This is a genomic window from Clostridium algidicarnis (assembly GCF_000703125.1).
GTDB lineage: Bacteria > Bacillota > Clostridia > Clostridiales > Clostridiaceae > Clostridium_L > Clostridium_L algidicarnis.
Genome location: NZ_JNLN01000001.1, coordinates 1439332 through 1455775, shown reverse-complemented (window position 1 = coordinate 1455775; position 16444 = coordinate 1439332). Strand labels below are relative to the sequence as shown.

Here is a 16444-nt window from a genome sequence, read left to right as displayed (position 1 = left end):
ATGCCACAGGATATCTCAATATCCTGCGGCATCTTTTTATATCTATTATTTGTTACTTTATCTTATTCCATTTGATCTTACTTTGTCTTATATTTTATGGAATATAGATTTGTCTAAATCTTACTATCTTATTTGTAACACTATTTACTTCTGCTATTACTATATACTTATCTTGAGTATCTAATGTCATAGGTGCGTCCTTATCCACATATGGCTTACCTTCCATTACAACCCCAACTCTTGGTGTATCTATAAGTACAGAGTTTACTTGATATACATATTTATTTCCTGTAGATACCTTATCTTTAATGTCTAACTTTATTTCATTAGGTGATTCTTTTTTAATTGATATTAATCCTATAGTTGGTGTTGCTGTAGAGTTATAATATATTTCTGGTGCATCCTTTTCTATAGTCTTACCTATTACAATATCTCCATAATGATTGTTATTTACATTTCTATTTATATTGTATATTAGAGGTCCTATCTTGTCAGAATTTAATCCATTTGCTCCAAGTGTATATGCTCCTACTTGAACTTTAGCTCTGGTAGCTTCTAACCAAATTCCAACTTCTGAACCAGATATTATATTTGAAGAAATGTTTACCCTTCCTCCATCTACATAAATTGGTATAGAAATAGATCCTACTATATCAGATTTAAAGTTATTAAATGTATTCTTGTTTATAAGTATTTCGTTATAGTTAGAAGTATTTCCGCTAATTTTAATTCCTCTTACATTTTTACCTGTAGTCATGCCTAAGAATGTAGAGTCTTCAACCTTAGTTCCTTCGCTTACTCCTTCATCTATATAAATGTAGGAGAACTCTTTTCCACTAGACTTTATGTTACTAAACCTTGTTCCGGTAACTACTAGGTTAGATCCTGAATTAGATTTAATTACATTTTTCCCGTCTTCTTTAAACTCAAAGCTACTAAAACTATCGTTATCTATTATTAGCTTTCCGTTATTTTCTATAATGTTATCGCTATGTCCTGAAGCATTACCTATAAAGTCCGTTCTTGAAACCTTCAACTGAGAAGCCACGTCCACTGTAATCTTCCCTTGTGACACAAATTCAATCTTAGATACTCCAAGTGTGCTTCCTTTTATAGTTATATTCCTAGAAATATTAGTATTTGCATCTATCTTATAAGTGTTTGGTGATAAATTAATAATTTCTATATATTTATCGTTGATAGCTTTTATAAGGTCTGTGCCATCTTTTGGTGCTGCAATAACTACTTTTATCTGATAATCTTGAGTTGTCTTTCCATCTTGGGCTATAACTCTAACCTTCATACCTGAAACTAAGTCAGATGAAGATGTTGGATTACCGTCTTCTCCTAAAATCATTGCTTTGGAGTTGTTTTTAGTTATTATGCTGCTCATAAATTCTACTACACTCATTTGAGATGTAAGGATTACCTTATTATCTACAATAATACTGGAATCATTTGAGCTTAATGTTGTGTCATTACTAAGTCTTCCAATCATTGTTTGTATTTCATCTACAATAAGTCTTATTTCTGATTGTTTAACATTATTTTTTATTAAAAGTTGTTCTGCCTTTTTTATAGCTAAAAGCAATTCTTTTGAAGGAGATTCTTTTTGCCTTGCATCATTTAATACGTCTAGCAATGGCTTAAAGTCTCTTCTTATTGTTATTTCTTCATAGTTAGATATATTTCCTGCCTCATCTACTGCTATTGCATAATATGATTCTGTAAGACTTGATCCTATAACATTTGTAAAATCAACTAATGTCTCACTCTTAAATAAAGGTATTGAAATGTTGCTACCCCTATGTTGAATCATTAATGCATTTTGAGATTTAAATGCTTCCTCTAATGCAGAAGGATTTCTATCTATTCCCCATTTAACTATATAGGTCTTACTTTTCTCATTAACTCTTACTGCTATTGGATCTCCTACATCATAGGTTGGCTTTTCTCCAGCTTTATCCAAGCCTATCTTTGGTGCACTATTGTCCACTGTAATCTTATTGTCAGATTCTACAGATCCACCTACCCCGTTTACTATAAATAACTTATAATCTTTATCTTTTGGGTTAGTCGTAGATTTATCACCTTCTGGTGACGGAATCTTAGTTCCTAGTCCTTTGAACTTTACTATATCATAATTTTCATTTAACAACTTTTCAAAAGGTGAAGGTCCCATCTCAGAATTCCAATTTCGTACTTGATCTAATAGTTCTTTTGGTACTAAAAATGCCTCTTCTCCTGGATTTAATGGTTTATCTAAATTCACCCATATATTTTGTTTTGAAGGATCATGGCCTTGAACCTTTTGCTCTTTTATGGTTGGTTTTGCTGGTATTTGCTCTGATACCATGGTATAGTTTCCTGCCATGTTATTAGCTACCTTTCCTTCTACAAGTGGCATATTACCATCTATATCAGGAGATGCTTTTCCATCAAAGGTAGATGATACATAAACATCATAGCTTCCATTTTTAAGCAATGTACCTTTACTATCTTTATTTTTGTATTTTGCTTCTTCTTTAGATAATGTAGAACCGTCCCACTTCATAGTTTCTTTAGATAGTTTGTCTACAAATGGGGTATAACTATTCATGTCTAAAGCTGTTCTTGCAGGTACTACATATATTTCTTGTCCATGTATATTATAGTATTGATTTAAATTACTAACATCAAATCTATTAAAGAATGGTACTGTCCATAGATCTATGGTTAAATCTCTTAAATCTAGTCCAACACCTACAAAGTCTTTATCTTTAACATCTCCCATTCTAATGGTTGGAGTTATATACTGCTTTACTTCTGTAATTGAACTTTCTGCCTTAGTCTTCCTTGTTATGGTAATAAATGCACTCTTACCGTAAGGATCTAAGTCTAGTCTAGTTACTACAGCTCTTCCATCTCTGCCTACATTAGAACTTCCTAGGAGTTTAAGTTTATTCATATCGGAATAAACTTTTAATGTATCTCCTTCTTGAAGCCTTGCTTTCATTTTGTTTGAATCTGTAGGTCCTTTAATTTCTTCCACTATAACCATATCGTTTTTGTTTCCATTTTTATAGGTTGTTATTTTATTTGTATCATTTAGCATTTCTGATGGTATTGTCATAAATAATTTTATAGTTTTATTATACCCTACAACTCTTCCTGTATATGTTCTAACTCCGTTTGTGAAGCTAACCTTTGAAGGTGTTGTATCCCAAATTACAACTAATTGTTGTATTGTATTATCTTTCATTATAGCTGGGACCTTATTTGGTAAGTATTTTTCTTCTAAGAATTCTGTAGATTGATTTACATCTTCAAATCCTACCGTTATATTAACATCCTTAATTTCAGCTATTAGATTGCTATCCTTAGGCTTTCCTACCTCTTCTGGAGCTATGTTACCATTAGAGTTTAATGGTAGTTTAAATAGTTTTCCTTTAGTCGTAGTAAAGTATATAAAATCTCCTACTATATTTATATATCCCACAGATTCATCGCTTAATTTTATCTTTTTATTGCTACCATCTGTGTTTACTTTGTATAGTCTTCCTCCGTCTTCTGCATTACTGTAGTATATCCAGTCTTCGAAAACATTTATATGATATCCTTTTTCAAACTTAGTAGTCTTACCGTTAATAGGAATCACAGGGCCTTGTCCACTTTTATTTACCTTGCTTATTGTTCCATTACTAGAAGTAAGATATATCCAATCGCCAACTACCTGGGAAGAATCTGCCCAAACATCGCTTATCTTTCCTCTATAAGTTCCATCCTTATGTATAACATAAGGCTTATGTCCATCGGAATAATTTGAGTAATATATCCAATCTCCTGATATATTTATATAAGCTACTTCATCTGAAATACTATTAACTCCGCCGTAATCTACTACTACTTGATTTCCATGAAGTGTGTTTGTAGCACTAACTTTAACATCTGAACCATCCTTTTTAATCCTATAGAGTTTTCCTCCATTTGTATGGTTACTATAATATATATCCTCACCAGATATATTTATATATGCTGATTTATCATCTAGTATCTTTTGTCTTTCAGTACCATCTTTTTTAACCTTGTACATCTTACCTTCGTCATTATAGTTACTATAATATATCCAATCTCCTGACTCGTTTAAATATTGAGCCTTATCTTCTAATATCATTCTATTAAAGCCGCCATCAGCGCCGATTTTATATACCTTTTCTTTATCTGCACTGTTTACATAGTATATATAGCCTTCTTTATCTTCTACTGCTATACCATTATTATTGGAGTTTCCTCCACTATTACCCTCATGATTTCCCTTTGCAAGTCTTAGTCTAACCTCACCCATATTATCTTTAGATACATCTATAAGTCCTGTTGCAAGTACAGTTTTATCACTGGACAAAATAGAAATCTCTTCATAGTTGCCAATGGAAAAATACATTATAAACTCACCAAATGGTTTTATAAGATTACTTCCTCTTAATTTATAATACTTGGCATCTGGCACAGCCTTAACATCTTTTACTGTAACGTTTGTAGCCTTAGCCTCACTTCTTACTATTATATCCACCTTAGCTTTAGGTGGCAGAAGGTTGTACTCTTGTCTGTCTTTTCTCCACTCATAAATATGTTTATTTCCATCTGAGTCTATATATGTCATCTCATCATATTTTCGAGTTAAATTACTTCCATTTACAGGTGCTGATTTAAATAAAGAATATATTTTTTCGTAATTAAAATTATATGTATAATATATATCATAAGACTTTAACATTATTTCATTTACCATCTTAATATTTTTGGTTAGATAATCAATGGAATAAGCTTTATCATCTACAATAATGAGACCCTCTTCTCCTGGTAGTCCTGAATATATATTTCTAACAGTAAAGTCCATTTTCACTGGACTTTTAAGATTCATATTCTTTTTAGACTTTAAATTAACAACTTCAATGGTATAAGTCTTTCCATTTATGAATGGGCTACGTCCTTTTACCATAACATTTCTAGAGTTATTAGGATCTTTCTTTAAAATTATATCCACACTCTTTAAGGTATCTTTTTCATATACCTTTATGTCTCCATTTTTAAGATTAGTTTCATCTACTTCTTGAGAAAGCTTCACTTTAAATTCATGATTAGGCTCTACACTATATTTAGGATCTATAATCTTGTAATCTGTAGCTGCTTTTGCTGGAACCACATTCAAGATTGCTATAGCCATAATTGAAATAAAAAATGTTAGGGCCTTTATCTTTAACATTTTAAAATTAACTTTTCCTTGCATATCAAATCCTCCTCCCACTTATTATATTTTTATAAAGTTATTCAACAAACTTTATATATAGATATATCTTCAAGCATATTTAAACATTTTTAAATATAAATTTATCTTTTATACATTACTTATATTTTAAAAAGTAACGTTCTTTTTATTATCGTATAAACATAATGATTCTTTATAAAAAACTACTTTATTTTAATACCTAAGACATCCACAAATCTTCGTAGGTATCAACTATATAATCCCAAGAATAGTGGTCTTTTATTCTTTCTTTGGCCTTATTACCTAAGCATTCTATTTCATCATTGTGAAGGGCATCTACTTTTTCTATAATTGACTTTAATTCTCCCTGATTTTTAGAAAAATATAAAGCTCCATCCTCTGCTACTTCTTTATTAAATTGAACATTAAAAAGCATATTTATTTTTGTACTTGAAAGAGCCTCTAATAATGAAGGATTAGTTCCCCCAACTTCATGTCCGTGAATATACCCATAGGCAAGTTCTCTTATCCGTTTTAACATTCCATCATCATAAAGGGTACCTACAAATTTTACTCTCTTATCTTGGTTAAACTTAGTATTTTCTATTAATAATTTATAAAATCCATTTTCCTCATTGTTTGTTATTATTACTAAGTCCTTTTTCGTGTTGGAGCTTATAAATTCTTTTATTATGGTTTCATAATTATTTTCTGGAACAAATCTTCCAACAACTAAATAATATTCATTGTGACTTATATTGTATTTATTAAACCACTCTATTAATCTTTTATCTTTAGTATCCACAAAAGATGGCTCTATATCTGCCCCGTAGGATATATATGTAGTCTTTGGTTTAAATTTCTTATAATCTTCTATTATGTACTTTTCAATAGCTTTTGAATCACATATAGCAAGATCTGTATGCTTTATCATGAGCTTTTCTGAAAGCTTCCAATATCTTTTTATGGCTGCGTTCCACTTACTTCTTTTCCACTCATGTCCATCTGGGTTTATATAAACTCTTACACCCATGTTTTGAAATTGTCTTTTATATTTGGACATAAAGGGTCCTATCCTGCAGGCTAATATGTATACTATGCAATCTTCGCCTTTTTTATCTTCTATATATTTTATGCAAGCTTTAAGGCTTAATATATCATACATAACGGCTTTAGCACTGCCGATTTTAGGTACATCTACATTAAAGCAAATAGCACCATTGTAATTAAATGTGTCATTATTATCTGAAAGACAAGAAACGTAATATTGTATATCATCACTTTTTTTATAACTTACTAATTTATCTACAAATGTTTCAAATCCTCCATAACTTGCTGGAATCCCTTTAGAACCTATAATAAATATGTGTTTCATAAATTCACGTCCTTTGTTTAAACCATTTTTAATACTTTAAGTATCAACTGTAACTTAAATTAATATTCTAATTCACTAAATTATTATATCATACTTTTAAATTTGTAACTTTAGATATTTACATATGAATACCAATAAAAAAAAGGACCCGAAGGTCCTTATAATTTATTGATTACTTAAAATAATCATATAATATTTCTGCTATTTTTTTAGCCTTTTTTTCTTGCTCATAGCTGTTGGCACATTTTATTGCTTCTTCTCTATTGCTTATAAAGCCTAATTCTAGAAGCACTGATGGCACATTAACTTGTCTTGTAACATAAAGACCATGATCGTGTGCCTTTCTATTGCTATATCCAAGGGATCCTGACAGACCATTAACTAAATTATTTGCAAGATCTTTGCTTACCTTAGCTGCGTAAGATGGAGTATAGTCTATCTTTAAATCATCATACTGCCATCCCCCTGGATCTACACCTGGACCAACGCCTTCATTATCTATGGTTGGCCTAAAACTACTGTAGTGGGTGCTTATTCCACTAGCTGAAGATACTCCACTATCATGATGAAGACTTAAGAAAAAGTCTGCATTTGCATTGTTTGCTATTTCTGTTCTCTTTCGAAGACTTTCACTTAAGCTATCTTTGCTACGATCTCCTGGCTGCCTTGTAAGAATAACCTTAAATCCTAAACTTTCAAGATTAGCTTTAACTTTTAAAGCTACTTCCATATTAAGATCTCTTTCAGCGTAAGATATGCCATCGAAGTTAGAATAAGCTCCATCATCTCCGCCATAATTGTGTCCTGGATCTATTACTATTACTTTGTTAACCTTTGGAACAGTAATAATATAATCTACATTCATAGTTGTCTTATAATCTTTTGATGAGTTATTCGCTTTGATCTCTACCCATATATTATGGAAACCATCTTTTCTAGGTGTCCATGATGTAGTATTTGAGGTAGAAGACTCTTGAATCATAGTCCATGTAATTCCATCTGATATCCAAAACTCATAAAGATTATTACCACCTATTGCTTCTGCTGATATCTTTACAGGCTTACCAAGCTGTGTAACTTTTATAGTTCCCCCATTAGATGTAACTCCATCTGCTGTTATACTTTTCATTTTAGGATTTATATAGTAGGGAATTTCAAGAGAATGATCTACATCATTTGTTGAATTAAGTTCCTTTACATCTACCCATATACTATTATCTCCTACTCTATTAGGATTCCAAATAAATGTATCGCTAGATGAATATTCTCTTACTATCTTCCATCCTAGGTCATCTTTAATCCAAAATCTATACACCGGATTTTTAAATCCTTGTTGCTGCGCTTGTATTTTTATGGACTTTCCTGAATCTTGAGGTGAAATTAAATCTGTCTTTATAGCTGTAATTTCTCCATCTTTTCCTACATTATATGTAATCTCTTTATAATCATCTGACTGTTTACTAGAATTTACTGATTTTATATCCACACCGATTTTAAAATTACCTGCTACTTTAGGTGTCCATTTGAAAGTATTGTTAGTAGAATAGTCACTTAATAGTTCCCATCCTGAACCATTACTTACACAAAACTTATATAATACATTGGGTGAATTTGCATTAGCCTTTATACTTACAGTATCTCCTACCATTGCCTTATCTTTTTTGTCCATTTCTATAGAATCAATCTTTGGTGTTGCCACTACCTTGTAATCTATTTGTTTACTAGAGTTTTCATTTGGTGCAAACTCTTCAGATTTTATATCTACAAATATAGTATAATCACCTTCTTTTTGTGGTGTCCATGAATATTTATTAGAGCTTGAATATTCTCGAACTATCTTCCACTTATAGCCATCAGAAATCCAAAATCTATAAGAAATGTCCTTGCCTTCAGAATCTACGGTGATATTTATATCATCCCCAACCGATCCTGGTGAATTTTTATCTACATTTATAGACTTTACTTCTGGAGCTATAGATGTAGATTCTTTATAAATCTTTTGAACCATAGATGCAAGCTCTGTACCATATGTTTCTGAAGGAGCCCATTTTCCACCTAAAGCTTTAACAGTGGTGGCCATTCCCTTTATGTAAGAAAAATGTCTAGGATCAAGTGTATCCTTTCTAGGATAACTAGCTGCTCCAGCATAAATAGCTAAGTGATCAAGATGAGCGCTAACCCCATCTTCCCAGCTATTAAATTTTGTATGAGCTTCAGGATCTTTATCGTCTCCACCCTTTGGTGTTTTTAATCCACAAGGATTCTTAAAGCTTTCATTCAACACCCCTGTAAATCTTCCATATCCAGTTTCTTTAGCTGCTTGTGCATAAGCTATTGCAGGATTTACACCACCGTGTGCTGGTGCCATATTAACATAAATTGGTGCTAAGTTTATGAATGTATCTGTAGCATTTGCTTTTCTAGCCCAACTTTGCATATCTTTTACCGTTACTTCACTTTTTGATAATATATTCATATTTTCAAAATCAGATACAGTTGTTAAAGCTTGTACATCTTTGCTAGGTAGTGAAATTAAACATAGCAAAAGTGCCATTATTATCAAGTACTGCTTTTTCAAATATCTCCCTCCCATCTTGATTAAATTGTAATATCAGCATATTATAATAAATTATTTATTCTTATATCCTTATTATAATATTATCATTAAAAATATTTCTTTGATTTTATTTCATTAAGCTTTGTACTAATCTTAAAGTTATAAATGGTGTTTTTAATGCTGTTCCTGCTTGATTAAACACAAGTTTTGATTTAAAGCTATTTGCAATTACCCTTTGTACTTCTTTTGTCATGGCATTAAACTCTTCATTTTTAACTTTTAATAAAGCGTTAGTAACCTCTTCTGTGGTACTTTTAGAACTTAAATCATTTACACCTTGCACCGCAAGTGTGTATGTACCTGTAGCTTCATTTGTTAACTTTTGTAGTGTTAATACAACGGCTTGCACACTAGTATAGCCTGTCCCATTTGGACGGCTTTTAAGCACCTCATCTGCTATAATAGTTCTGTCCTCTATTGGAACTTTTAAATAATCATTTAAATTCATTGATAATAATGCTTTGTGCATAGAATTAGTATCATTAGCTTCATTTATAGCCTTAGGCACTTTTACAATTGTTGTTGAAGCTTCTTTTAATTGAGCTGTAAGATAAGTTCTATTTTCAGCTTTAACCACCTTTGAAATATATCCCTTAGCATCATTTTCTGCCTGCTCAGTTTTTTCATTCCATACTCGTATTATAGAATCAACTGCTTTTGTAACATCTGAAGTATAAACACCAGCTCTACCCCAGCTAGTTAATTCCCCTTTAAGATATTGAGAATTTCTATCATTTTTGACTTCTTTCTCAATATAGCTTAAAGCTTCATCATATGACTTTAATTCAAGTTTGTTTGCAACTATGGTTATAATATCTAAGGACGCCTTAACATCTTTAGTTACAACTTCATTCCATAGGGGTGCTAATTCAGATAATAATTGATTTTGTTGTTGCTCATCTTTTACTTTAAGGATTGCTTGATAAGCTATATTATACTCTGCAAAATTCCTTTGTTTTTTTGCAAAAGTTACAAGATCTTTAGCTTGATTAAATTCTGTACTTGTGGCTGCTAATACTTTGGTTGATGGAATTGTAATCCCCGCTATTATAGTGGCTGCTAAAATTGTACTAACTAGCTTTTCCCTAATATTGTTCATAAGCCTTCCCTCCCATACTAATTTAATTATATAATATCTTTTTATCCCATGGCTACCATCCGTAACACCCCTCTCCTCTTCAAGGTGGGGGATGACGGCTGCTACGCCCCTTGGATAAGTTTTTCTAAGACTCAACTTGAGAGATGTATTCCTTATAAGCAAATTCCACCCAAGTCTAAGAATCACTTGATGTTACATTTTATTCTACCATCTTTAATAGGATTTTAAAAGCTATTAAAGAATATAATCCATATAATAATGTACCTTTAATCTACATACCCATTTTTATCTCTTAATGCCTTTTTCATTTCTTCTTTTTTTGTTTTGTCTACATTTTTTCTTACAGTATAGCTTTCATCATATACTGGTAATTTACTTAAGTTTTCCTTTTGCTTTATCAAATAATCCCCTGTATGTTTTAAGAATTTAGCTGGATTTCCGCCTACCACTGAATTGTTTGGTACATCCTTTGTAACCACAGATCCTGCCGCTATTACAACATCATCACCTATATTTATTCCAGGTAGTATTATAGATCCAAGTCCTATAAAAACTCTATTTCCTATATTAACCCTACCTATTTTGGCATATCCTAAACTTCTTTTCGTTGATGCATCATGAGCTATTATACTTACCTTAGGGGCTAACGTTACGTCACTTCCTATTTCTATAAGAAAGCAATGACTATAATCTAAAGTACATCCCATTTCCATAGAAAAGTTCTCCCCAAATACAAGCCCTCTTTCTTTATACTTCGAAAGTGGTATCTCTCCTCTTATCTTCCACATTAACATTTCCTTTAATTTTCCCATCTTATCTTCACCTAAATTGTACTCTTTCTTTTTATTTGTTTTTATCTATACCCATTATAATTTATTTGTAAATTCATGTCCACATATACCTCCTCTTTTCGTATTAATATAGTATAATGTTAAAGTATATATTTTTGCTTTTTAATATATATTAAAATCCTTCATAGCTAGAATAGATTTTTACCTATTATATTATTAATGTCAGGTGATATTTCTGGTTATTATTAAAAGTAATGAAAAGAGGTATTTAAGCATGGACAGAATTAATAAAAAGGTCCGTTCCAGCTCAAGTTCAAATCCATCGCTAAGGAAAAAAAAGAAAAGGATAATAAGGCGAAAAAAGAAGAGCAAAGCAAGGAAAAGAAAAATTATAACTTATAGCTTAATATTTATATTGTTTTCTATTATGTCCATTTCTGGGCTTTATGCATTGAACTTACTAGGTAAAATAAAAACCACAGTAATTTCTAAGGATACAAATGATCTTGGTATAGATAATAGTGCATCACCTTCTTTTAATAATAATGATATAATTAACATAGCCTTATTTGGTCTCGATCAACATGATCCAAACGAGCCTAGCCGTTCTGATGCTACCATGATAATTACTATAGACAAGAAGGCTGATAAGATTAAAATGAGTTCCATAATGAGGGATAGCTATGTAAATATAGATGGTCATGGAAAAGATAAGCTTAATCACGCTTATGCCTTTGGTGGCCCAGAACTTGCACTTAAAACTGTAAATAAAAATTACAAACTTAACATTAAAGACTTTGTTTCTATTAATTTTTCTAATATGGAAAAATTAATAGACGCTCTTGGTGGAGTAGAAATAGATGTAAAGCAAGCTGAGATAGAAAAAATTAACTATTATGTAAGAGAATTAAATTCTTCTAGGAATTCTCCCCCAACTTATATGACAAAGCCTGGCAAACAAAAATTAAATGGAATGCAAGCTTTAGGTTACACTAGAATCCGTGATGTTGGCAATGGTGACTTCGAAAGGACAGATAGACAAAGAATTGTTTTAAACGGACTTTTCGATAATATAAAGGAGACTGGTATAACTAAATATCCTTCTATAGTCTCCAGCCTTTTACCCCTAGTTGAAACAAGTTTATCTAAAACAGATATAATAAAACTAGGCACAGATGCGCTTTCTAACGGTAAAATGTCTATAGAACAAGAAAGATTTCCTTTAGATGGGTATTATAAAGATGGTGGTGAGGTTATAAATAATGTTTGGTATCTTCCCTTTGATGAAGATGCTACCATAAAACAAATTCATGAATACATATTTAAAGACAAAAAAACTGAGCCAAAGAAAAGTTAAAATCCTTTATTTTTATTCTTTAGGTACTATGTAGTATAATGTAAAAGTATTTACAATTAAAATGAAAAGAGGTATTTAATTATGTCTAATGACTTTAAAAACAAAAATGGGGAAACATCTCCCTTTTCAGCTTCTGAAGTAAGAAAAAGATCAGCTAAATACGATAAGAAGAAGAATAATAAAAAGAAAAATATTAAAAGAAAGCGAAGACGCGTCATTTACGTTCTTTTATTCATATTACTTTTCATCGTAGGACTTGGTAGCTCTTATATTTTTAATTTGTTAGATAAGGTTAAAACTAATGTGATTTCTAAAAATAAAGAAGATTTAGGTATACATAGCGATGTATCTGACGCTTTTGATAACAGTAACATAATAAATATTGCTTTATTTGGACTTGATAAACGTTCTGATGATGAACCTGGTCGTTCTGATGCTACTATGGTAATCACTATTGACAAAGAAAATGATAAGTTAAAAATGAGTTCCATAATGAGAGATAGTTACGTAAATATCGATGGTCACGGAAAGGATAAGCTTAATCATGCCCATGCTTTTGGTGGTCCAGAGCTTGCTCTAAAGACTATAAATCAAAATTATAAACTTAATGTTAAAGATTACGTTTCTATAAACTTTTCTAACATGGAAAAACTTATAGATGCTCTAGGAGGAGTAACCGTAGATGTTAAAAAAGAAGAAATCGAACAAATAAATCTTTATGTAAAAGATTTAAATTTATCTAATAATGGTTCATCAGGCTATATTTCAAAACCTGGATCTCAAAAGTTAAACGGTGTCCAAGCTTTAGCCTATACTAGGATTCGCTACGTTGGTAATGGTGACTTTGAGAGAACTGATAGACAAAGAGTTGTCTTAAATTCTATGTTTGAAACAATAAAGTCTTCAGGTGTATCCCAATACCCTTCTATTGTCTCAAAATTACTACCTTTAGTTGAAACTAGTTTGTCTAAAACCGATATACTCAAACTTGGTACAGAGGTTATGGTGAATGGGAAGATGACTATAGAACAAGAAAGATTCCCTGTAGACGGCTATTATAAAGATGGAGGCGAGATGATAAAAGGTGTTTGGTATCTACCTTTTGATAGCGAGGCTACCATAAAACAAATGCAGGATTATATATTTAATGATAAGAAGCCCGAACCTAAAAAGAACTAATTAAAATCTGGGTAGATTGGTCTTCCTATGAAGATCTTATCATAAATGATAATAAAAGAAAGGTTAAAAGTATTTTCCGAAATACTTTTAACCTTTTTTTATTTATATATCTTTTGAAATTATTTATATCTTTTAACTACCTACTTTTCTAATTCCTATGTATTTTTAATTCCTATGCCTTTATATGTATGTTGTCATAAACTTTTCTACATCTTTTGCTGGTAGTGGTTTACTAAAGATATATCCTTGGATATTATCACAGTTCATATCTTCTAGCAATTTTAATTGGTTATAATCTTCTACTCCTTCTGCTACTACTTTAATCCCCATATTGTGAGAAAGATTTATTATACCTTCTACTATGGACTTATCTTTTTTATTTTTATCTATGAAGTCTATAAAAGATTTATCTATTTTTAATTTATTTATAGGCATAACGCTTAAATAATTTAAAGAAGAATATCCTGTTCCAAAATCGTCTAATGCTAAGCTAAAATCTAAGTCCTTTAATCTGTTTAATAAAGACATATTTTTTTCATAAAAATTCATAAGTATGCTTTCTGTTATTTCTATTTCCAAATCCCTTGGTGACAAGCCTTCTTGCTCTAATATATATAAGATATCTTCTATCAATTGGCTATCATGAAATTGTATTGCTGATATATTTACAGCAACTGTTGAAACCTCTAGGTTTTTATCCTTCCAACATCTTATCTGCCTACATACATCTTTAATTACCCACTGACCTATATGTGATATAAGTCCGGCCTCTTCAGCTATAGGAATGAACTCCCCTGGTGATACCCAGCCAAGCTCTTCGCTATGCCACCTAAGCAAGGCTTCATATCCATCCACCCTCCTAGTTTTAATGCTAATCTGCGGCTGATAATACATTATAAGTTCCTCTTTATCAAGGGCTCCTCTTAATGCCTTTTCTATCTTTCCTCTTCTTATTGTATCTTTTGACATTAACTTGTTGAACATAGTAATTTGATTTCTACCATTTTTCTTTGATTCATAAAGTGCCGCATCAGCGTTTGTAAATAATTCTTTAGATGTAGATGCATGATATGGATACATACATATGCCAATGCTTATTCCTGTATAAATATTGGTATCGTTTATTTTTATTGCCTTTTTAAAAGATTTTAAAATTCCCTCACAAATATCAATACTTGACCTTATACTCCTAACATCCTTTATGATTACCATAAATTCGTCTCCACCAATTCTTCCTACAATAGCATCTTTAGGTACCATTTTCTTTGTTGTGTGGGCTACATTTTTTATTACCTCATCCCCAAAATCATGACTTAATATATCATTTATAAGCTTAAAATTATCTATGTCTATAGATACAAGGGCAAACTTTTTCTTCTCTTCATTGCTCTCCCTTATAATCTTATCTAACTTTTCTTTAATTAAGGTTCTATTTGGTAAACCTGTTAAGGTGTCATAATATGCTAGATATTTTATCTTTTCTTGGTATCTTTTTCTTTCATCTATATCTGTAATAGATCCTGCTACCTTTAAAGGTACACCTAAAGAATCTTTTAATACTTTTCCTCTATTATTTACCCATTTATAACTTCCATCACCAGTCTTTATCCTAAACTCACCTTCATAAGTATCCTTTTTCCCTAGGATATGATCATTTAAAGCTCTTATAACACCCTTCACATCATCAGGATGCACATATTTATGCATATATCTAATATTATTAGTTTGGTTTTCAAGTTTATTCCCTGATATACTTTCCCATTTATCAGATATAAAAAGTGAATTTTCTATTAAATCTAGCTCCCATATAGCGTCATTTGCACCATCTAATGCTAGCTTATACCTTTCCTCACTAACCTTTAATGCCATCTCGCTGGCTTTTAATTCCTGTATCTGATACCTTAGTTCCTCTTCTGTTGCCGCTAATTGATTATAAACTGCTGATAACTCATCGTAGCTTCTTTTAAGTGTCAATCTTTGATTTACTACTTCAGTTATGTCTCTATCAACGCCAGCTATATAAAGTATATTCCCTTCACTGTCTTTTATAGGTGATAATGTTAATGATACATTAATCTTTTGTTCATCCTTCCTATATCTTTCAGTTTCATAGCCCTTAATAATTTTACCTTTTTTTATATTATGAGATAGCCATTCTACTTCTTCATGATTTTCCTCTTTACTTATAATGTATATGTTTTTACCTATGGCTTCTTCTTTTGTATATCCATATATGCCTTTAGCACCTTCATTCCATCTAGTTATGGTGCCATCTAAATTGCTACATATTATAGCATCATCCAATGTAGTTATTATAGTATCTACCTCGCATAAATCTTCTTTTAATGCGTTATTTTCTTTATTTAAATTCAATAACTCTTTATTAACTGTTCTTTTATATTGTCTTAATTTTACATTGTAGTATACTAAAACCACTAAAATTATAATTAAAACAAGATATCCAGTTATAGCCAGCATTCTTATGTCTTCTAAATTGATCTTCATAATGTTTTTTTCCCCTTTATTATCAATAGCTTAACTATTATATAAATTAACTATTACCTATTAATAGCCTTATATGTTATACCTATTATATAAATCAACTATTATCTATTAATAGCCTTATATGTTATACCTATTATATAAATTAATCATCCTTTTAAGGACGTTTTCTTATTTTTTTAATCTATCTATTATATATATCGTATAAATTCACTAAACTTTTATAGCTAATTAAGTTATTAACGATAATTTATTTTTATAAATGAAAATAGACAACCG

At 30.8% G+C, this 16444-nt stretch carries 8 protein-coding genes; 2 read left to right on the top strand and 6 right to left on the bottom strand.

Annotation, left to right across the window (positions count from 1 at the left end):
• Positions 1-94: 94 nt before the first annotated feature.
• The 5 genes from BV55_RS0107155 to BV55_RS15885 form a co-directional block, all read right to left on the bottom strand.
• Positions 95-5266, bottom strand: a complete 5172-nt coding sequence (locus BV55_RS0107155; protein WP_029452142.1) for a DUF5050 domain-containing protein — start codon at positions 5264-5266, stop codon at positions 95-97.
• 199 nt (positions 5267-5465) lie between these two features.
• Entirely contained in the window at positions 5466-6620 is a 1155-nt protein-coding gene (gene cps2T / locus BV55_RS0107150) for a beta 1-4 rhamnosyltransferase Cps2T (RefSeq protein ID WP_029452140.1), read from the bottom strand.
• 172 nt (positions 6621-6792) lie between these two features.
• Positions 6793-9198, bottom strand: a complete 2406-nt coding sequence (locus tag BV55_RS0107145) for an N-acetylmuramoyl-L-alanine amidase (protein ID WP_029452136.1) — start codon at positions 9196-9198, stop codon at positions 6793-6795.
• A 106-nt stretch (positions 9199-9304) separates the two neighbouring features.
• Complete coding sequence (locus BV55_RS0107140; protein ID WP_157469627.1) at positions 9305-10336, bottom strand: hypothetical protein; 1032 nt, start codon at positions 10334-10336, stop codon at positions 9305-9307.
• Positions 10337-10602: 266 nt separating this feature from the next.
• On the bottom strand, positions 10603-11148 hold the full coding sequence (locus BV55_RS15885; RefSeq protein ID WP_029452134.1) for a DapH/DapD/GlmU-related protein: 546 nt from the start codon (positions 11146-11148) through the stop codon (positions 10603-10605).
• Between the two features lie 253 nt (positions 11149-11401).
• On the opposite strand from BV55_RS15885, the gene BV55_RS0107130 reads away from it, so the two are divergent.
• Positions 11402-12484, top strand: coding sequence for an LCP family protein (locus BV55_RS0107130; RefSeq protein WP_084170508.1), 1083 nt, complete (start codon positions 11402-11404; stop codon positions 12482-12484).
• 81 nt (positions 12485-12565) lie between these two features.
• Positions 12566-13663 carry an LCP family protein gene (locus BV55_RS0107125; protein ID WP_084170507.1) on the top strand — a complete coding sequence of 366 codons (1098 nt, stop codon included), beginning with the start codon at positions 12566-12568 and terminating at the stop codon, positions 13661-13663.
• A 180-nt stretch (positions 13664-13843) separates the two neighbouring features.
• Here BV55_RS0107125 and BV55_RS0107120 read toward each other — a convergent pair whose 3' ends face one another.
• Entirely contained in the window at positions 13844-16168 is a 2325-nt protein-coding gene (locus BV55_RS0107120; RefSeq protein ID WP_051652436.1) for a sensor domain-containing protein, read from the bottom strand.
• Positions 16169-16444: the final 276 nt, after the last annotated feature.